This is a genomic window from Collimonas silvisoli, from assembly GCF_018305005.1.
In the GTDB taxonomy this organism is placed as follows: domain Bacteria; phylum Pseudomonadota; class Gammaproteobacteria; order Burkholderiales; family Burkholderiaceae_D; genus Collimonas; species Collimonas silvisoli.
Genome location: NZ_JAGQEG010000017.1, coordinates 54,336 through 72,083, shown reverse-complemented (window position 1 = coordinate 72,083; position 17,748 = coordinate 54,336). Strand labels below are relative to the sequence as shown.

Here is a 17,748-nt window from a genome sequence, read left to right as displayed (position 1 = left end):
AAACTGCCGGGATCACTTCGCTGGACGACCTGGCAAATCAGATCGTCGCGAAGTCTCCGGAAGCCGTGATGCCAATGGAGTGGATTACCAACAGCCATTTCCTGATTGCAAAAGTCTAGGACGGCGATATGCAAAATAGAGGAATCGGCGCGGTGACGCGCCAAGGTGCATCGGCACTGTTCCTCAACGACGCGCAGCGCGCCATTTTTACTTCGGGCGTGCTGCGCTGGCTTGAGACGAACATCGAGCAATTTCGACCGCCGCATCAACATGCGATCGAGACCGTTGCCCCGGAAAGTATCGTCCCAGGTCCGATCCGCAAGGCATTCGGCGAGTTGGGAGCGGCGCTGCGTATCGTAATCCGCACACCGGCACTGCGCGACCGTCCGGAGGTTCGTGCATTGGTGGCGAAGTGGCTATCGATGGCCGACGAGCAAGGCGTGTTTGTTGACGTCGAGGGACGCACAGGACTGTTCGCTACGCACGTGGCGCTATCGGTCGCGATGGGCGATCTTCGTCCTCCCGCCTGCACCAAATTGCGCGAGCGTCTCCAACAAGTCCTCTCGCGAGGCTATGTTGACCGCATCGAGCGCAATGCATGGCAAAAGCTCGACCTGCGTTACTACTTCGATGCGGCAGGCCTCGCGCATCGGCTACCCACTGCCCCCGTTCTCTTGCGAGCCAGCTCTCTTGCCATGCGACCGGAACTGCCCTACGTCCGGGATATTGACCTTTATGCAGTGACGCACATCCTGTTTGATCTGTGCGACTTCGGATCGTCCGATCCGTCACCGTTGTTGGGCAAGCTAAGGCCGGATGTGGAGGAGTATGTCCAATTGGCCCTTTCGATGTGCATCGCGGAGCAGAATTGGGACCTTAGCGCCGAACTCTTGATGTGCCGCCTGTATCTCGGTTTTGATGGAGAACTGGAGCGCTGGGCGATGAACCGGATTTGCGCCGTGCAACACGAAAGCGGGTACGTGCCAGCTTCGACTGCGGCGCAGGACAAGCCGGATGCACGTGCGCCCGGCGATTTTCTGGAGGCCTATCACCCGACAGTGGTCAGCCTTTTTCTTCTGGCAGCAGAGGCACGGACTCTACAATGACTACTCAATTTGATACTGACGGTAATATCCACAGCCGAGCCGCGAATTTAAGCCTGGCGATCGAGCGCACGGAGGCGTGGCTTCGATCACAGCCAGAGTCGCTTTTCGTGGGCGCCGCTGCGCGGGTGCACGCGGCGGCTCTCGCTTCGGTCTGCGCAAGCGGTGGCGGAGTCCATACGGCACACAACTTGTTCGCTGAATTCCATCGTCGGATCGAGCCGGAAGACCTGGCGCAGGTTGATCCACTGACGGCTAGCCTATCGAGCGCGCGACCCAAAGCACCACAGCATCCGTCAACTGCTTTCGAAACAACTGCCTCAGCTTCAATCTCATCAGCCGTTACCTCCGAGCTTGCCGAATTCCTGGCTGGGGGGCCACCAGGCGCTAGGCAGGCGGTAGCCGCGATCGAGATCGATAGCTATTGGGGAACGCAGGAGATTAGGGGAGCCAATCCTTGCAGCGAACTATTGCAGGGAGTTGCGCTGGCCGCGGCACGGTCGTTCAATTTTATCTTTGCCCTTCGAAGTGCAAGGGCGAGCATCTATTGCGGTCGAGTCTCGCCTGCGTTCACGCAAACCTTTGTCGATTTCATACACCATGCGCAAGGAACCGACGGCGCCTTCTTGTCCAGCAACGGTGTAGTTCCGGAGAGTCGAGCTTGTCCTGAACTTGCTTTCATTGTCAGGTGTGCAGCGAGTACGCAGGCGTTGTGGACCTTGAAGGAGTTTACGGAACCCGGTTTCCGATTGATGAATGCGGTGCGGGGGCTGAGATGATCGCGTGCTGGCGCCGGCGAAGGCATTTCTGCCCCCTGCTATCGCCGCCTTTTCGTGTCCTATGCCGGAACGGCTAACGGCTTTGGTCCAGCCCGAGGGGTTCATATATGGACGCCCTCAATTTGAAAGTAGTAAATTGACTCAATACGAGTAAGCGCCAACAACCCGCCTGACTTTTTCCAGCGCGTCCTGGAGAGCATCCAGTTCTACCGATCCAAGCGCCAGGCGGATCGCATGCGGCACGTGGGCAGACGTCGCAAACGGTTCGGCAGTCGACACCGAAACGTGCTCGTGCATGAGCGCCATCGCTACCTGGTCGGCTCGAACCTCTTCGCCCAGGGGGAGCCAGAGAAAATAGGACGACGGATGGCGGACGCATCGAAGCCCGGCAAGGATATCGCTGGCCATTGATTGCCGGATCCTGGCATCGCGGCGCTTCTCCGCCTCCAGCCGGGTGACGGTGCCATCGTCGAGCCAGCCACAGGTGATTGCCGTCATCACGCCGGGCGTGTTCCAGATGGTGGCCCTGATCGTTCGCTCGATGGCGGGCACCCATTGAGCGGGTGCGGCGACGAATCCGACGCGCAGCCCGGTGGCCACACTCTTGGAAAGCCCGGAGACGTACACGGTTGTCTCCGGCGCGAGTGCTGCCAGCGGGGCCGGCGGTTCCTCTGCGAGGAAGGCATAGGCCGCGTCTTCGATGATGAGCAGCCCGTGCCTGCGGGCGATCGTCACCAGCTGCTGCCGCCAGTGCGCACTCATCACCCATCCCAGCGGGTTGTGCAGCGTCGGCATCGCATACACGGCACGCACTCGCCGGCTCTTGCACAGCCGCTCCAGCGCGTCCAGGTCCGGCTCTTGGCCAGCCGCTGGAATCGGCGCCAGTTCAAGGCGATGTGCCTCAGCCAGCACCTTGAACCCCGGATAGGTCAGAGCGTCGGTCGCGACTACGTCACCGGGCCGCAGCAGCGCCATGACAGTCGCTGCCAGCCCATGCTGGGCTCCATTCACGATCAACACTTGTTCGGCATCGACTGCCAGCCCCCGGCATCGGAGATGGCGCGCCACCGTGGCCCGCTCATGTTGGCGTCCGGCATGGGGTTGGTAGCGCAGCAGGGCCTCCAGGTCACCGGAAGACGCGAGTTGGCGCAAGGCGCTTCGCAGCAGCTCGGCCTGACCGGGAAGCGATGGATAGTTGAAGTTGAGATCCACGATGCCCGCCGCAGTCGCCTGCTGGTCGATGCCCAGGCCGGGAGGTAAAGAGGTTTCTCGAACGAAGGTGCCGCGGCCAGCTTCCCCGCTGACCAAGCCCATGGCTTCAAGCTCTGCGTAGACTCGCGTCGCGGTAACCAAGGCCAGCCGCTCCTTGGCGGCCAGTTGGCGGTGGGTCGGCAAGCGCGTGCCCGGCGGCAAGCGCCCTGCACGGATATCGGCCGCAAATGCGTCAACCAGCAGTTTGTAGCGGGAGCGAGCCATACGTGAATGTATCCATGACAATAATTTGATTGTATTGATAGTCGGCCATATGATAGCTCATCGCAACCCGATTCGCTCAGGCAGACGGCAGCGTTTTGAGCCGTACACCCCCGGCCTGGCATCCCTTGAAGGAGCTTTTATGAACCGCCTCGCAGTTACCGAAAAAATCATTGCCGCCAAGGTGTCCTCAGGTATCAGGTGGTCGGAAGTCGCCGCCAAGGTTGGGCTTAGCAAGGAATGGGTCACAGCCGCTTGCCTGGGGCAAATGACGCTGAGCAAGGAACAGGCAGACGTTCTCGCAGAAATTTTCAGCCTGACCGAGGAAGAGGCCAAGTGGCTGACCGTTACGCCGTACAAAGGTTCTTTGCCAACGTCAGTCCCGACCGACCCGCTCATCTATCGCTTCTACGAGATGGTCAACGTGTACGGAACCACTTTCAAAGCGCTCATTCACGAAGAGTTTGGCGACGGCATCATGAGCGCCATCGACTTCAAGATGGATCTGCAGCGCGAGAACGACCCTAATGGCGACCGCGTGCGCATCGTACTGAGCGGCAAGTTCCTCCCTTACAAGCAGTACTGATTTCTCAACCCTATTTGCACAGGAAGACGACACCATGCACATCGCTATCCTCACCTTCGAAGGCTTCAACGAACTCGACTCCCTCATTGCGCTCGGCGTCCTCAATCGCGTCAAGAAGCCGGACTGGCGCGTGTCGATTGCCAGTCCCACTGTGCGAGTGCGGTCGATGAACGGATTGACGCTCGAATCACAGGCGTCCCTTCGCGAGGCAAGTGCTGCCGATGCGGTCATCGTCGGCAGCGGCATGCAAACGCGCGAAGTCATCGCTGACAGGGGGCTGATGGCGCAGTTGCAGCTCGATCCGTCGCGGCAACTGCTGGGGGCGCAGTGTTCCGGCACGCTCGTGCTGGCGAAGCTCGGACTGCTCGATGGTGTTTCGGCATGTACCGACTTGACGACGAAACCATGGGTCCAGGAAGCCGGTGTCGATGTGCTGAACCAGCCTTTTTTTGCCAGGGGTAACGTCGCCACCGCCGGGGGATGCCTGGCGTCACCCTACCTTGCCGCCTGGATCATTGCCCGTCTGGAGGGGATCGAAGCGGCGGAAAGCGCACTTCACTACGTCGCACCAGTGGGAGAGAAAGAAGATTACGTATCGCGTGCGATGCGAAATATCACGCCGTATTTGAAAGAGAAGTTGGCGACCGTTTGAGTAAAAGAGTTATAGACAAGGAGAAAGCAAATGAGCATTCGCGTATTCCAGGCCGCCACGCGCCAGCAACTCACCGATCTGAAAATCCCTGACACCGTCGCGTTCCTGGACGACCTGGGATCGTCCGGCAACAAGAGTGCCCCGATCACTGCCGGACTATTTCGGATGGGCCAAGGACAGGCGATGCCCTATACCTACGAGTTCGACGAGTTCAAGCTCGTTCTTGAAGGTGATATGACGGTCACCGATGAGAGCGGGAAGGTCTACGAACTGACGGCCGGCGACCTGATCCAGTTCTCCGCCGGTGCCAAGGTGAGCTTCTCGTCGCGCTCCAGCGGCCTGGCGTTCTACGTTGCCCAGCGCTGACATCCCCGCAGGCCTCGATGTAACGAAAGAGTCCACATGCACTTACCTGCCCATTTTGAAGAAAATCGTCCCGAGCTTCTGCACGAACTATTGCAAACTCATCCTCTAGGGCAAAGCCAGGGCGGCGATGAAGCTGAAGCGATGGCCAAAGCAGTCGCATTCTGCGGTCGATGAGCCGCGGCCTGGCTATCGGTTAAAGGAAGCGGAACAGATCAGACGGCGTATCCACCAGCACAATGCGGCGCTCTTCCGGATCCGGCAGCCAGCTATCAAGCAGCGCTCGGGCATGATCGTAACTGGCGCTCTGTTCGAATTGGGTATGCGGCCAGTCGCTGCCCCACATCAGACGCTCCATCCCGAAAGCATTGCGTAATAGTGGAATCGCCGCCAGCGCGGTCTGCTCACCGGCGCCGTTGCCGCCATTGCGATAGGCGGCTGATAGTTTGACCCATACGCGCCGGCTGGCGGCGGTATCCAGCAGGTAGCGAAAGCCAGGATCGTTGACACCCAATGTCGGGTCGGGCCGGCCGAAATGATCGACCACTACATTGACGCCAGAGCGCAACAGCGGCGGCAAGACCAGCGGCAGGTCGCGTGCCTCGCGATGCACCTCCACCTGCCATCCCAGCCGAGCAACCTGCTTGAGAAAATCTGTCCATACACGGTTGGAAAAATCCGGCAATGGCGTGCCAACCAGGTTCAGCCGCACGCCCGCCACACCGGCCGCGTTAAGCGCGTCCAACTCGGCAATAGAGATAGCCGGATCGACTACGGCGATACCGCGCAGACGAGCTGGAGCCTGGTGCAGAGCGGCCAGCATGAAGCTATTGTCCGTGCCGAGAAAACTAGGTTGCACCAGCACGCCGCGCGCGATGTTGTGCTGGTCGAGCGTGGCGAGATACGTTTCCAGCGATGCGTCGTAGTCGGGCGCATAACGTCGCACATTGGCGAGTTTCAGTCCGCGTTTAAAAATATGGGCATGAGTGTCCACAGCAGCTAACTTCCCTTCCTTACCTTGCTTTGCAATAGAGGTGCAACCAGGCAGCACGGCAGCTAAAGCCGAGCCGATCAACCCGGCATTGAATTCACGTCGGTTCATTTTGGATGTCTCTTTCCATTTTTCTCTTGTTATCGGTAAGCTGTCATGCGCGTGCCTTGGCTTCGGCCCCGGCCAGATTTTCTGCGACAGGCAGATCTTCGTTCAGGTTCTTACCGCGTGTCTCCGGCAAGGCCAGCACCGCCAGCACCACCAGCGAGTAAGCCAGCGCCGCATCGATGCCAATGGCGGTCCCGAGCGACATCTTGCTGCTCATATGCCCGACCAGTATTGGAAAGCCGGCCGATACGATACGGCCGAAGTTGTAGCAGAAACCCACGCCGGTGCCGCGCACACCGCTCGGATACAGTTCGTTGAACAAAGCGCCCAAGCTTGCCGGGATGCCGGCAGCAAAGAAGCCCAACGGGAAGCCGAGGAACAGCATCGTGGTATTGCCGAGCGGTAGAAATACATAGGCGAGCACGGTGATCACGCAGCAGCCGGAAAACAGGATCAGGTTGAGCCGACGGCCAATGCGGTCAAGCAGGTAGGCGCTGACCATGCAACCGCACCAGAAAGCGACAATAATCACCGCCAGATAGCCGCTGGTGCCGAGTACCGACAGGTGACGCTCGGTCTTGAGGAAGGTCGGCAGCCAGGTCATCAAGGCATAGTAGCCGCCGTGCGCTCCCACGCCGATCAACGCACCGATTAGCGTCATGCGCAGCATGTCAGGCTTGAAGATGGCGAACAGCTCGCTATAACTGGCCTTGTCTTTCTTGTCCTTCTTTTGCGCCTTGACGAAGGTTGCCGGTTCGGGAATGTTGCGCCGGATGTAGACGATCAGGAAGGCCGGCAAGATGCCTATGCCGAACATCACCCGCCAGGCCATATCGGGCGACAGCAGCAGGAACAAGGTCGAATACAGCAATACCGATCCGCCCCAGCCCACGGCCCAGGCGCTTTGCACCATGCCCATGGCTTTACCGCGGTGTTCCGGCCGAATCATCTCGGCCATCAACACCGCGCCGGCAGCCCACTCACCGCCGAAGCCGAAGCCTTGCAGTGCTTTCAGCACCAGCAATTGATTGAAGCTCTGGGCAAACGCGGACAACAGGGTAAACAACGAGAACCAGACGATGGTCAGTTGCAGCGCGCGCACCCGGCCGATGCGGTCGGACGCTGCGCCCATGACCCATCCGCCCAAGGCCGATGCGACCAGGGTGACGCCGCTGATCAAGCCGGCTTCAGCCTTGTTGAGACTGAAGGCGGCGATCAACGCCGGAATGGCGAGACTGAACATTTGCACGTCAAGCGCATCGAGCGCCCAGCCGCTAAAACAACCCCAGAATGTCTTGCGCTCAGTGGGAGTGATTTCCCGGTACCAATGAAACATTGCCTATCTCCTATATGTGTGTCGGTAGGCGGGGGTTACGTTGACACCCGCCTGTTCATGATTCGATGTGTGAAGCGTTGACCGCCCTCAGCGGATTTCGACGTGATAGCGGAACTGATCGGCCGGCCCGCGCGAACGGCGCCACTCAAGCGGCTGGCGGTCGTAGCCCAGCGCCAACCGTTCCACCACGATTACCGGTGCGCCAGGCTGCAGCTGCAGCAGGCGCGCATGCAAGTCGTTTACCGCCTCGGCGACGAGTGTTTCTTCGGCCGAAGCGATTACCTGGCCGCAGCGCTCTTCGTACAGCGGGTACAGCAGATCGCCGAACTCCGATGTATCGATCTCCAGCAAGGCGGAAAATTTTTCCTTTGGCAGCCAGATCGACTCAGCCAGCAATGGTTTCTGATCGAGCAAGCGCAGGCGTGAGAAGTGGATGACTTCCGTACCGGGCGCCAGCCGCAAGGCCGCCGCGACTGCGGTGGGAGCAGGCATGACTTCGCGGCGCAAGATGCGTCCCTCGGGAATACGCCGCTCGCCCACCTCGTTCTGGAAACGGAAGAAGCGGAACAACGAGGAATCGAAACGGGCGCGCCGCACGAATGTGCCTTTACCTTGAAAGCGTTCCAGCAAGCCTTCTGCCACCAGCATGTCGATGGCTTTGCGCACCGTGCCAATCGACGCCTCGAACTGCTTTACCAGCTCGCTCTCGGTAGGAATTGCTTCTCCGGGGCGCCAGTGCTGATCCGCGATTCGTGCAGCAAGCTCATCGCGCAGGCGTTGGTACAAGGGGAGGCGCTGATCATGGGAGATTGCGTAATTCATTCAATCCTCTAGTCATATATATGAATTAATGACTAGCTTTTTACGCTACAGGATTGCCGATGTCAAGCTGATTTGCAGATAATGTGATGTCGGGCCCGCGTGTTTCGTCAGTTGGCTGGCATCCGATTCATTGCCTCGATGCATGAGTCCATCGTATTGTTCGATCGCAGTGATGCCGGCAAGGTGAATGTTAACGACCGCTTCCGGCCTGGCCGAATGCTGGCATGTCTCAGCTGGCAGATGAACTCATTCAGGTGCTGTCCTGGCCGCGCCGGTTGATGCGCGTTCTATCAATTCGGGCGTTGCAGTGATACGCATTGCAGCCGATTGACCAGGTTTGCTGATTAGTTCCAGCAACAGCGTGACAGCCATTTCGGCTGCATTCGGGGCCAGTAAAGGGTGAGTCGCTAAGAACGCCAGCAAGTCCGCGATCGTGGGTCTGCGCAGGCGACATTTTTGTTATGCTAGCGTCTTTCCGCTGGTCGGCGCCACTGCCTGGGCCGGCGGCCCCTATTTACGGAGCAGCATATGGCCTCTTTGCAAGAGCAATTTTTGAAAGCCGGCCTGGTCGACAAGAATAAAGTCAAAGTAATCAACCAGGACAAGAATAAGCAGAAGAAGGCCGAGCGCCGGAGCGGCACGACCAGTGTCGATGAAACGCGCCTGGCCGCACTCGAAACGCAACGCAAGAATGCCGAGCGGGCGCGCGAACTCAATGCCCAGCGCGATGCGGCCGCCACCCAAAAGGCGATCGCCGCGCAAATTGCCCAGATGGTGCAGAAGAATCGCCAAAGCATGGGTAACGGCGATATTGCCTACAATTTTACCCACGACAAGAAGATCGAACGGCTGTATGTGTCGGCCGCGGTCCAGGCGCATTTAATTGCCGGGCGCCTGGTGATCATCTGTCAGGGCGACGCCAGAGAATTGGTGCCCAGGATAATCGCCGACAAGATCGCGGAGCGCGATCCCTCGCTCGTCGTGCGGGTGAACAAGACCAGCACCGAGATCGATGCGGACGATCCGTATGCGGCCTTCCAGATCCCGGACGACTTGATGTGGTAGCTCTGCGCCTGCCTGGTTCAGGGGCGGAATCCCTTAGGATTTCGCTTTCTTCGCAGGTTTCGATTTGCCGGAACTGTTGAGGGCGACCGCCTGGCGAACGAGCGTCTTGAAGGCGGACTCGTCAACTTCTTCTCCTTCGTGGATGTCGATCGCGCGGCGTGCGTTGCCGTCGAGACTTGCGTTGAAGAGAGGGGCCGGATCCTTCAGAGACGCGCCCTTGGCGAAGGTAAGCTTCACCTTATCCTTGTAGGATTCGCCGGTGCAGATGATGCCGTCGTGCGACCAAACCGGAGTGCCCATCCACTTCCACTCCTCGATGGCGTCCGGGTCTGCTTCCTGGATGAGCTTGCGCATTCTGCTGAGGGTTTCCCCGCGCCAGTCTCCGAGTTCGGCGATTCTTTTCGAGATGAGCTCCGATGCCGACTGGCCTTGGCTCGCGTCTGACTTTTTCATGTTCCCACCCTAGAAGTTCCGGATATATTTCATTTCCTTAAGCTGACAATGTTGACGCCTCTTTCAGCATTTCATAGAGATTCTGCGCAGCACGCTTGAGTGATCCGACCGCATCGCGAGTTGCGGCGTGACAGCGCCGGCTGCGAGATATTCAGGCTAACGCCGCCGCCCGGAAATCGCTCTGTTCCACTACCGCTGCCATGGCTTGCAGTCGCTTAAATCAAAACGTAGTTGATACATTTTTATTGATACCTTGGATGCAGCAAAAGTAAGGATTTATGCATTTTACTTTATCAATTATGTTAGTGATAATTGCTCGACAAAATCGCAGTTGTATAAAAAACAGGAGACAAAGAGAATGCGTATCAAACAAACAATTCACCGACTGTTCGCTCTCGGCGCAGTCAGTCTTGCCTTGTGGTCCGGCACGACGCAGGCGGAAGAGATCAACGTGATGATTTCGGGCGGCTTTACAGCGGCCTACAAAGCATTGGCGCCTAAATTTGAAGCGGCTGCCGGCAACACGCTGTCTACTGCCTTCGGGCCGTCAATGGGCAAGGCTCCAGAGGCGATCCCTAACCGTCTCGAACGCGGCGAACCGGCCGATGTCGTGATCATGGTCGGTTATGCATTGGGCGATCTGATCAAGCAAGGTAAAGTCGACGCCGGCAGCCGCGTCGATCTAGCCGATTCTCGCATCGGCATGGCGGTCAAGGCAGGTGCTGCGAAGCCGGACATCAGTACCGTGGAGGGCTTGAAGTCAGCCATGCTCAGCGCTAAATCGATCGCCTATTCCGACAGCGCGAGCGGCGTCTATATCGAGCGCGAACTGCTCAAGAAGCTGGGCATTGAAGAACAGGTAAAACCAAAAGCGCACATGATCCAGAAAATCCCCGTCGGGTCGCTGGTGGCCAGCGGTGAATACGAGTTGGGCTTCCAGCAGGTAAGCGAAATTCTGCCTGTGCAAGGCGTCGACTTTGTCGCCAGGATTCCGGAGCAGGTCCAAAGCGTCACCACATTCTCGGCCGGGATACCGGTCGGCGCCAAACATCCGGACGCTGCTCGCGCACTGATCCGTTACCTGGCCTCGCCCGAGGCGCGCGACGAAGTGATCAAAAGCGGACTCGATCCGAAGCAATGACTCCCTCCGCGCCATTGGCAAGGATATTCGAAGTATGTCTTAGACGTTCGCTGCAGTGTAGGTGGTAAACGGCAGAATGCTCTGCACCGAATCTTTTGCGCCCTTGGTGCCAATGGCGTCAGACATCACCTCTACCAGGCGGCGGCCATCCATTCTTGCGGATGCGAAATCACCATGTCGACCCGGCCATCGATCAGCGCCTGCCGGGTGATCTCGGTCAGGTCGGTGCAGACGGTGACGAGTCCGGGTGGTCCGTTGCCTTCCTGCAGAGCCTGAATCACCCCTTCGATGCCGCCGTCTGCCACATAGATGCCGACCAGGTCCGGGTGGCGCTTCAATAAATCCAGCGTGGCCACCTGAGCGAGATGGATGTCCTCAAGGCTGATGGGCGCTGCCGCCACAGCTTTCCGGCAAGCTGTGGCAATTGCATCGGGCGCGCGGAGCGGATGTCAGGCTGCAAAGCCGAATCGAAGCTTTTGCCGGCACGACGGCAGTGACAGCGGTCGAACTGGATAACGGTCACAGTGTGCCTTGCGATGTGATCGTAGTCGGCGTCGGCATCGTGCCCAATGTCGAACTGGCGGCCGAGGCCGGGCTGGTGGTCAAAGGCATCATCGAAAACATCTGGCGCGAAGTGACCGAGCCGTTGGAAGTGGCAATGCATTGCCGATAAACGGCAGGGGAGCCGGATTGCCCCGCAGCCTACAGGAAGCCATCTTTGCCGTTATCGCGTCGGCCATACATCCGGCATTCTGCAGCCAGTGCCAACAGGTTGGGGTCCCTCTCCCTGTTTTTCGGCAACAGCAGAGTAATCTGTTGTCGCGACGCGTACCTGTCTTCAAGTGGAATCAGCTCGATGCGAGAGCTGAATTCGCCAACGCGTCCAGGCAGCAGGCTGTATCCGATTCCTCCGCTAATCAAGTTAATCAGCGAAAAAATGTCTTGCACCCGCATGGCAATATCGGGAAGAAAACCGGCGAGTTCAAAGCAATGGTGAAAGTCCTCGGTGGTCGCAAATCCGTCGCTCAAGGTGACAAATTTTTCTGCGCGAAAATCCTGGAGATCAATCTGTCTGTTACCGGCATACGGGGAACCGACCGGCGCCGCCAAAAAGATATCGTCATAAAACAACGGCACCGACACCAGTCCGTTATTTTCATTCTCTCCATGCAGACCGATAACAATGGCGTCGAGCTGTCCATCCACCAGACTCTGCAGCAATTCGCGATTTGAGCCCATGGTGAGATCGATATCGAGTTCGGGCTTGCGCAACTTGAGCCCGATCACCAGTTGCGGGATGCACCTTAACGTCAAGGAATAAAGAGCGCCCATCTTCAGGCGGGGGGCGTTAAATCCGCCTGCATCGCGTACTTTGCGCACACCCTCCTCGCATTCATCGATTACCCGCTTCGCATATTCGGCAAATGTATAGGCGGTCTGGAGAGGAATCAGGTTGCGTCCTTCGTGCTTGAAAAGGGGACAGCGCAACGCCTCTTCAAGCGAGTGCAAGGCACGGTGCACGCTCACGGTGCTTTGCCCAAGGCTCTCCGATACCCGCGCCATATTGTTAAGCGTCATGAAGGCTAGAAAGACTTCCATTTTTTTTAGCGTAATTGCTTCATCAATTGCCATTTTCCCTCCGGAAAATTATTTGAACACACCATTGCTAGAGTATTACACCAGATTCATTAACTTCACAGTAATGAACTGCGCATGAGGTTGATTGAAGAGGGCTTTTTAAAATTCTATTGTGCCTCCGTGATGATCGATTTCCGGAGCAACGATGCAAGCCAGACCTCAACTTAACCCGCAATGGAGCAAACGCCGGACGGAAAAAAATCGCCGCCTGGATCTGGTCCGACACCTTGCCGACGGCGCGGTCCTGCCTACCGGCGACATCATCGCCGTACTGGAAGCGCTGATCGCGCCGGGCGACCGTGTGGTGCTTGAAGGTAATAACCAGAAACAGGCTGATTTTCTGTCCCGTTCGCTGGCGCAGGTCAATCCGGCCAAAGTGAACCAGCTGCACCTGATCATGCCTAGCGTCAGCCGGCCGGAGCATCTCGACCTGTTTGAACGCGGCATCGCCCGCAAGCTGGATTTTGCTTATGCCGGCGCGCAAAGCCTGCGCATTTCGCAGTTCCTGAAAGACGGCTTGCTGGAAGTCGGTGCGATTCACACCTACATCGAACTGTATGCGCGGCTCTACGTCGACCTGACGCCGAACGTGGTGCTGGTGGCCGGTTTCAAGGCGGATCGTCAAGGCAATCTGTATACCGGCTCAAGCACCGAAGATACGCCGGCGCTGGCGGAGGCGGCGGCTTTCCGCGACGGCATCGTGATCGCCCAGGTCAACGAGATCGTTGACGATCCGGCCGATCTGCCGCGGGTGGACATTCCCGGCTCCTGGATTGACTTTGTGGTGCAGGCCGACAAGCCGTTTTTCCTTGAACCGCTGTTTACCCGCGATCCACGGCTGATCAAGCCGGTCCATGTGCTGATGGCAATGATGGCGATCCGTGGCGTGTATGAACGCCATCAGGTGCAGTCGCTCAATCACGGCATCGGCTTCAATACGGCTGCGATTGAACTGATCTTGCCGACTTACGGCGAAAAACTGGGGCTCAAGGGCAAGATCTGCAAGAACTGGACGCTCAATCCGCATCCGACACTGATCCCGGCGATCGAAACCGGCTGGGTCGAAAGCGTCCACTGCTTCGGCGGCGAACTGGGCATGGAGAATTACGTTGCCGCGCGGCCCGATGTGTTTTTCACCGGCAAGGACGGCTCCATGCGTTCCAATCGTGCCTTTTGCCAATTGGCGGGCCAGTACGCGGTTGACCTGTTCATCGGCTCCACGCTGCAAATGGATGGGCTGGGCAATTCATCCACGGTGACGCGCGGCCGCTTGACCGGTTTTGGCGGCGCCCCCAACATGGGCCACGATCCGCGTGGACGGCGTCACGCCAGCCCGGCCTGGCTTGACCTGATCGAGACCGACGATCCGCTTGCGCGCGGCAAAAAGCTGGTGGTGCAGATGGTGGAAACCTTTCAGGGTGGCGGCCAGCCGACCATTGTCGAAACCCTGGACGCCGTAGAGGTCGGGCGCGAATCCGGCATGCCCATCGCCCCGGTGATGATTTATGGCGATGACGTGACACACGTGCTCACCGAGGAGGGCATTGCCTATCTCTATAAAGCGCGCTCGCTGGAAGAGCGCAAAGCCATGCTGGCTGCAGTCGCGGGCGTAACGCCAATCGGCATGACCCATGATCCGGCGAGCAGCGCCCAGTTGCGGCAACAAGGCTTGATTGCACTGCCAGAGGACATGGGCGTCAATCGCAGCGAGGCGACCCGTTCGCTGCTGGCGGCCAAGAGCGTTGCCGACCTGGTGAGCTGGTCCGATGGCTTGTATGAACCGCCTGCCAAATTCCGGAGCTGGTGATGGCAGCCGTTCTTGAGCACTGCCAGCCGCTGGCACCCGCAGCATTGGCCGACTCGTTGGCCGACTCATTGGCCAACTACCTGGCCGATGCAGTCGTGACAGCACTGATCGATGAGGTCACGCTGACGCCCAAACCGGGCCTGGTCGACATGCGCGGCCGCGGCGCTCATCGCGACCTGAACTGGGATTTGATGTGCCATTCGGCCTGGGCCTTGCATCCGACCTTCCATGCCATGGCGGTTGCGGGGCAGCAGATCGTCGATCCGCAGCAATTGCGCGAACAGATCGGCCTCATCGGGCGCCAGGGCGAAGCGGCCATGATGGCTGCTACCGGCGGCGTCAACACCCATCGCGGCGCGATCTGGGCGCTCGGTTTGCTGGTCACGGCAGCGGCGCAAGACCACAAGGCGCTGACTCCCGCTGCAGTGGCGACGCGCGCCGCTGCACTGGCGTGGCGGCGCGACAGGTTTGCGCCAGCCGTGACCGGCAACAAGGGCGAACTCGCTTGCCGGCAATACAGCGTCGGCGGTGCACGGGGGCAAGCGCAAGCCAGATTCCCGCATGTAATCTGGGTCGCACTGCCTTGGCTGGAACACTGCCGCGCCCGCGGTGACGATGAAAACGACGCCCGGCTCAACGCGCTGCTGGCGGTGGTCGCCAATCTCGACGACACCTGCGTGCTGTCGCGCGGCGGTCAGGCGGCATTGACGGCAGTGCAGGCCGGAGCGCTACGGGTGCTGGCCGCTGGCGGCGCCGCCAGCAGCGATGGCAGGAGCGCGTTGCAACAATTCGAACAGGAGCTGCTGACACTGCACGTGTCACCGGGCGGCGGGGCGGATCTGCTGGCGGCGGCACTGTTCCTGGACCGCATCAGGACTTAAATCGGAAGAGGGAAACCATGGAAAAGATTTTCTATGAATATCCGGCAGGTTCGCCTGCCAAAGCACGCGTGTTGACCGGCGTGGTCGGCTCCGGCGATCTGGAGGTGCTGCTGGAACCCCATACCGCCGGCGTCACCAGCATCGCCATCAACACCTCGGTCGATGGCATGGGCCAGGTCTGGGCGGCGCTGCTGACGCGCATTTTTGCCATGGCGTCGCTGCCGGCGGCAAAAATCGAGATCAATGACTTCGGCGCAACGCCGGGCGTGGTGCGCATGCGGATCGAGCAGGCGTTCGAAGAATTGCAGTATGCAAGCACAAAGTAAGGAAACCATGAACACCGAACAACTGCTGCAACGCGACAGCTTTATCGAACTCAATGCGCGCAGCCGGGCCAGCGCCTTGCTCGACGCCGGTTCCATGCGCGAGCTGATCGGCCCCTTCGATCGCGTGACATCGCCCTGGCTGGCGCTGCAAGGCGTGATTGCGCAGTCGGATGACGGCGTGGTCGTCGCCAAGGGCACATGCGACGGCCAGCCAGCCGTGATCCTTGCCATCGAAGGCGCATTTCAAGGCGGCAGCCTGGGAGAGGTCGGCGGCGCCAAGATTGCCGGGGCGCTGGAGCTGGCGGCGCAAGACAATCGCAACGGCATTCCCACCCGCGCGGTCATCTTGTTTGAAACCGGCGGCGTGCGCCTGCAGGAAGCCAATCTCGGGCTGGCGGCGATTGCCGAAATCCATTCTGCCATCGTCGATCTGCGCCGCTACCAGCCGGTGATCGGCATTACCGCCGGCACCGTGGGCTGCTTTGGCGGGATGTCGATCGCCGCGGCCCTGTGCAGCTATCTGATTGTGACCCGCGAAGCGCGGCTTGGGTTGAATGGCCCGGCGGTGATTGAACAGGAAGCCGGTATCGCCGAATACGATTCGCGCGACAAGCCGTTTATCTGGAGCTTTACCGGCGGCGAGCAACGCTACCGCTCGGGGCTGGCGGACGCTTACGTCGAAGACGACGCCATGCAGATCAGAAGCATGGTGCGCGACCTGTTCCAGCGCGGCATGCCCGAGCAAAACCGCAGCGACATGGTGCAGGGCTTTCTGGCCCGTCTGGCCGAGGTGGACGCCAGCGTACAGGCGACGCCTGAACTGATTCGCACGATTTACCAGAAAGGATTCGCATCATGAGCGCAGCTATGGGTAGGGCTATGAGTTCAGCTGATAGTTCAGCTAATAAACAAAGCCGCGGCGCGGTCTGGTTCTCCAGGCTGACCGGCGGGGCAATGCCAGTTGCCGGCTATCCCGTTTCAGTGCTGGTGGCCGACGCCGATCTTGCCGGTAAAAGGGCGCGCTACATTGCGGTGGTGACGGATCCGGACAACCGTTTCCCGCGCGTCCGCAAAGGCGAGGTCGGTCTGGTGGAAGGCTGGCAACTCGCGCGCGCGGTACAAGAACTGATGGCCGCCGACCGCGACAGCCAAACCAAGACGCCGATCGTCGCAGTGATCGATGTCACCAGCCAGGCTTATGGCCGGCGCGAGGAAGGTTTCGGCATCCATCAGGCGCTGGCTGGCGCCGCTGGCGCCTACGCTGAAGCACGACTGGCGGGTCATCCGGTGATCGGGCTGATCGTCGGCAAAGCCATGTCCGGCGCTTTTCTGGCCCACGGTTATCAGGCCAACCGCCTGATCGCAATCAGCGATCCCGAAGTCATGGTGCATGCCATGGGAAAGGCATCCGCAGCGCGCATCACGATGCGTTCGGTGGACGCACTGGAATCCTTGGCCTCGGCCATACCGCCGATGGCCTACGACATTGAAAGTTATGCATCGCTGGGTTTGTTGTGGCGATGCCTGCAAGTGGCGTACCCGGATGCGCCGTCCGCAGCCGACATCGATACCGTTGAAAGCAGCCTGCACGCCGCGCTCCAAGACATCCTGGCGGACAGCGGCCGCGACCTGGCTGGCCGGCTGGGGGCAGAACACCGTCAGGCGTCGAGCAAGGTGCGGGACATGCTGCGCTTCCAGTGGGGGGCCAGCCAACCTTAACTTAAGAAGGAGCAAACATTATTTTTCTGTAACGCTAAAAAAACAAGATTTGACAAGCCGCTGATGTCATCAATTAGGAGACAAAATCATGATTATTTACGGAACCGCCTTACTCGCCTGCTGCCACCTGCTGGGGATTTTCCTGGGCGATCTTCTCGGCCAGTTGATCGGCGTCAAGACCAACGTTGGCGGTGTCGGCATCGCCATGCTGCTATTAATTTTCGCCCGCCTGTACATGCAGCCGAGAGGGCTCTTGCCCAAACCAACCGACGCGGGTGTCGGCTTTTGGGCCGCAATGTATATCCCGGTGGTAGTTGCCATGGCGGCCCAGCAGAATGTGGTTGCCGCATTGCGCGGCGGGCCCGTGGCGTTGCTGTCGGCATTTGGCGCGGCGGCTGTCTGCGCCTGTTGCATCGCGTTGATCAATCGCACGGAGAGTCAGGCTGAGATTGAGGTTGAGACTGAAGCGGCCGCGACTGACCTGGCGCCGTTGGCCGAATAGGGG

21 protein-coding genes are annotated in these 17,748 nt (G+C 59.3%); 14 read left to right on the top strand and 7 right to left on the bottom strand.

What is annotated here, in order from left to right:
- Window positions 1–128 precede the first annotated feature (128 nt).
- Window positions 129–1,106, top strand: a complete 978-nt coding sequence (locus KHU33_RS06590; RefSeq protein WP_211461715.1) for a DUF6895 family protein — start codon at window positions 129–131, stop codon at window positions 1,104–1,106.
- A gap of 917 nt (window positions 1,107–2,023) precedes the next feature.
- On the opposite strand, the gene KHU33_RS06585 is transcribed toward KHU33_RS06590, so the two are convergent.
- Window positions 2,024–3,358 (bottom strand): aminotransferase-like domain-containing protein, encoded by a 1,335-nt coding sequence (locus KHU33_RS06585; protein WP_211461714.1) that lies wholly within the window; start codon window positions 3,356–3,358, stop codon window positions 2,024–2,026.
- 139 nt (window positions 3,359–3,497) lie between these two features.
- Here KHU33_RS06585 and cynS point away from each other — a divergent pair, with 139 nt between their 5' ends.
- Genes cynS through KHU33_RS06565 form a run of 4 tightly spaced genes read left to right on the top strand, consistent with a single transcriptional unit; the run spans window position 3,498 to window position 5,133 of the window.
- Window positions 3,498–3,941 (top strand): cyanase, encoded by a 444-nt coding sequence (gene cynS, locus KHU33_RS06580; RefSeq protein ID WP_211461713.1) that lies wholly within the window; start codon window positions 3,498–3,500, stop codon window positions 3,939–3,941.
- 34 nt (window positions 3,942–3,975) lie between these two features.
- A complete protein-coding gene (locus KHU33_RS06575) occupies window positions 3,976–4,593 on the top strand; it encodes a DJ-1/PfpI family protein (RefSeq protein WP_211461712.1) in 618 nt (205 codons plus the stop codon).
- 30 nt (window positions 4,594–4,623) lie between these two features.
- Complete coding sequence (locus tag KHU33_RS06570; RefSeq protein ID WP_211461711.1) at window positions 4,624–4,959, top strand: cupin domain-containing protein; 336 nt, start codon at window positions 4,624–4,626, stop codon at window positions 4,957–4,959.
- A 36-nt stretch (window positions 4,960–4,995) separates the two neighbouring features.
- A complete protein-coding gene (locus KHU33_RS06565) occupies window positions 4,996–5,133 on the top strand; it encodes a hypothetical protein (RefSeq protein WP_211461710.1) in 138 nt (45 codons plus the stop codon).
- A 19-nt stretch (window positions 5,134–5,152) separates the two neighbouring features.
- Here the strand turns inward: KHU33_RS06565 and KHU33_RS06560 are convergent, their stop codons facing one another.
- The 3 genes from KHU33_RS06560 to KHU33_RS06550 form a co-directional block, all read right to left on the bottom strand.
- On the bottom strand, window positions 5,153–6,058 hold the full coding sequence (locus KHU33_RS06560; RefSeq protein ID WP_211461709.1) for an amidohydrolase family protein: 906 nt from the start codon (window positions 6,056–6,058) through the stop codon (window positions 5,153–5,155).
- Between the two features lie 43 nt (window positions 6,059–6,101).
- Window positions 6,102–7,391: an MFS transporter gene (locus KHU33_RS06555; RefSeq protein WP_211461708.1), complete on the bottom strand. Its 1,290-nt coding sequence runs from the start codon at window positions 7,389–7,391 to the stop codon at window positions 6,102–6,104.
- Window positions 7,392–7,478: 87 nt separating this feature from the next.
- Complete coding sequence (locus tag KHU33_RS06550) at window positions 7,479–8,213, bottom strand: GntR family transcriptional regulator (RefSeq protein WP_211461707.1); 735 nt, start codon at window positions 8,211–8,213, stop codon at window positions 7,479–7,481.
- Window positions 8,214–8,741: 528 nt separating this feature from the next.
- On the opposite strand from KHU33_RS06550, the gene KHU33_RS06545 reads away from it, so the two are divergent.
- A complete protein-coding gene (locus KHU33_RS06545) occupies window positions 8,742–9,278 on the top strand; it encodes a DUF2058 domain-containing protein (RefSeq protein ID WP_211461706.1) in 537 nt (178 codons plus the stop codon).
- A 33-nt stretch (window positions 9,279–9,311) separates the two neighbouring features.
- Here KHU33_RS06545 and KHU33_RS06540 read toward each other — a convergent pair whose 3' ends face one another.
- Window positions 9,312–9,731, bottom strand: a complete 420-nt coding sequence (locus KHU33_RS06540; RefSeq protein WP_211461705.1) for a DUF1801 domain-containing protein — start codon at window positions 9,729–9,731, stop codon at window positions 9,312–9,314.
- Window positions 9,732–10,089: 358 nt separating this feature from the next.
- Between KHU33_RS06540 and KHU33_RS06535 the strand changes: the two genes are divergently transcribed.
- Window positions 10,090–10,872: a substrate-binding domain-containing protein gene (locus tag KHU33_RS06535; RefSeq protein WP_211461704.1), complete on the top strand. Its 783-nt coding sequence runs from the start codon at window positions 10,090–10,092 to the stop codon at window positions 10,870–10,872.
- Between the two features lie 131 nt (window positions 10,873–11,003).
- Here KHU33_RS06535 and KHU33_RS06530 read toward each other — a convergent pair whose 3' ends face one another.
- Complete coding sequence (locus tag KHU33_RS06530) at window positions 11,004–11,273, bottom strand: substrate-binding domain-containing protein (RefSeq protein WP_211461703.1); 270 nt, start codon at window positions 11,271–11,273, stop codon at window positions 11,004–11,006.
- Between the two features lie 23 nt (window positions 11,274–11,296).
- Between KHU33_RS06530 and KHU33_RS06525 the strand changes: the two genes are divergently transcribed.
- Window positions 11,297–11,545: an FAD-dependent oxidoreductase gene (locus tag KHU33_RS06525; RefSeq protein WP_211461702.1), complete on the top strand. Its 249-nt coding sequence runs from the start codon at window positions 11,297–11,299 to the stop codon at window positions 11,543–11,545.
- A 29-nt stretch (window positions 11,546–11,574) separates the two neighbouring features.
- Here the strand turns inward: KHU33_RS06525 and KHU33_RS06520 are convergent, their stop codons facing one another.
- A complete protein-coding gene (locus KHU33_RS06520) occupies window positions 11,575–12,504 on the bottom strand; it encodes a LysR family transcriptional regulator (RefSeq protein WP_211461701.1) in 930 nt (309 codons plus the stop codon).
- A gap of 151 nt (window positions 12,505–12,655) precedes the next feature.
- Between KHU33_RS06520 and mdcA the strand changes: the two genes are divergently transcribed.
- From mdcA to madL, 6 genes are all read left to right on the top strand, one after another.
- Window positions 12,656–14,317 (top strand): malonate decarboxylase subunit alpha, encoded by a 1,662-nt coding sequence (mdcA, locus tag KHU33_RS06515; RefSeq protein WP_211461700.1) that lies wholly within the window; start codon window positions 12,656–12,658, stop codon window positions 14,315–14,317.
- A complete protein-coding gene (locus KHU33_RS06510) occupies window positions 14,317–15,198 on the top strand; it encodes a triphosphoribosyl-dephospho-CoA synthase (RefSeq protein WP_211461699.1) in 882 nt (293 codons plus the stop codon). The genes mdcA and KHU33_RS06510 overlap by 1 nt, the downstream gene beginning before the upstream one ends.
- A gap of 17 nt (window positions 15,199–15,215) precedes the next feature.
- Window positions 15,216–15,524: a malonate decarboxylase subunit delta gene (locus tag KHU33_RS06505; RefSeq protein ID WP_211461698.1), complete on the top strand. Its 309-nt coding sequence runs from the start codon at window positions 15,216–15,218 to the stop codon at window positions 15,522–15,524.
- Between the two features lie 7 nt (window positions 15,525–15,531).
- A complete protein-coding gene (locus tag KHU33_RS06500; RefSeq protein ID WP_211461697.1) occupies window positions 15,532–16,383 on the top strand; it encodes a biotin-independent malonate decarboxylase subunit beta in 852 nt (283 codons plus the stop codon).
- A gap of 20 nt (window positions 16,384–16,403) precedes the next feature.
- Window positions 16,404–17,243 (top strand): biotin-independent malonate decarboxylase subunit gamma, encoded by an 840-nt coding sequence (gene mdcE, locus KHU33_RS06495; RefSeq protein WP_211461696.1) that lies wholly within the window; start codon window positions 16,404–16,406, stop codon window positions 17,241–17,243.
- An 88-nt stretch (window positions 17,244–17,331) separates the two neighbouring features.
- Window positions 17,332–17,745 (top strand): malonate transporter subunit MadL, encoded by a 414-nt coding sequence (madL, locus tag KHU33_RS06490; RefSeq protein ID WP_211461695.1) that lies wholly within the window; start codon window positions 17,332–17,334, stop codon window positions 17,743–17,745.
- Window positions 17,746–17,748: the final 3 nt, after the last annotated feature.

Bases quoted from the DNA above. Each gene is read 5' to 3' on its own strand.
- KHU33_RS06590 (WP_211461715.1), top strand. From the start codon at position 129: ATGCAAAATAGAGGAATCGGCGCGGTGACGCGCCAAGGTGCATCGGCA.
- KHU33_RS06585 (WP_211461714.1), bottom strand. From the start codon at position 3,358: ATGGCTCGCTCCCGCTACAAACTGCTGGTTGACGCATTTGCGGCCGAT.
- cynS (WP_211461713.1), top strand. From the start codon at position 3,498: ATGAACCGCCTCGCAGTTACCGAAAAAATCATTGCCGCCAAGGTGTCC.
- KHU33_RS06575 (WP_211461712.1), top strand. From the start codon at position 3,976: ATGCACATCGCTATCCTCACCTTCGAAGGCTTCAACGAACTCGACTCC.
- KHU33_RS06570 (WP_211461711.1), top strand. From the start codon at position 4,624: ATGAGCATTCGCGTATTCCAGGCCGCCACGCGCCAGCAACTCACCGAT.
- KHU33_RS06565 (WP_211461710.1), top strand. From the start codon at position 4,996: ATGCACTTACCTGCCCATTTTGAAGAAAATCGTCCCGAGCTTCTGCAC.
- KHU33_RS06560 (WP_211461709.1), bottom strand. From the start codon at position 6,058: ATGAACCGACGTGAATTCAATGCCGGGTTGATCGGCTCGGCTTTAGCT.
- KHU33_RS06555 (WP_211461708.1), bottom strand. From the start codon at position 7,391: ATGTTTCATTGGTACCGGGAAATCACTCCCACTGAGCGCAAGACATTC.
- KHU33_RS06550 (WP_211461707.1), bottom strand. From the start codon at position 8,213: ATGAATTACGCAATCTCCCATGATCAGCGCCTCCCCTTGTACCAACGC.
- KHU33_RS06545 (WP_211461706.1), top strand. From the start codon at position 8,742: ATGGCCTCTTTGCAAGAGCAATTTTTGAAAGCCGGCCTGGTCGACAAG.
- KHU33_RS06540 (WP_211461705.1), bottom strand. From the start codon at position 9,731: ATGAAAAAGTCAGACGCGAGCCAAGGCCAGTCGGCATCGGAGCTCATC.
- KHU33_RS06535 (WP_211461704.1), top strand. From the start codon at position 10,090: ATGCGTATCAAACAAACAATTCACCGACTGTTCGCTCTCGGCGCAGTC.
- KHU33_RS06520 (WP_211461701.1), bottom strand. From the start codon at position 12,504: ATGGCAATTGATGAAGCAATTACGCTAAAAAAAATGGAAGTCTTTCTA.
- mdcA (WP_211461700.1), top strand. From the start codon at position 12,656: ATGCAAGCCAGACCTCAACTTAACCCGCAATGGAGCAAACGCCGGACG.
- KHU33_RS06510 (WP_211461699.1), top strand. From the start codon at position 14,317: ATGGCAGCCGTTCTTGAGCACTGCCAGCCGCTGGCACCCGCAGCATTG.
- KHU33_RS06505 (WP_211461698.1), top strand. From the start codon at position 15,216: ATGGAAAAGATTTTCTATGAATATCCGGCAGGTTCGCCTGCCAAAGCA.
- KHU33_RS06500 (WP_211461697.1), top strand. From the start codon at position 15,532: ATGAACACCGAACAACTGCTGCAACGCGACAGCTTTATCGAACTCAAT.
- mdcE (WP_211461696.1), top strand. From the start codon at position 16,404: ATGAGTTCAGCTGATAGTTCAGCTAATAAACAAAGCCGCGGCGCGGTC.
- madL (WP_211461695.1), top strand. From the start codon at position 17,332: ATGATTATTTACGGAACCGCCTTACTCGCCTGCTGCCACCTGCTGGGG.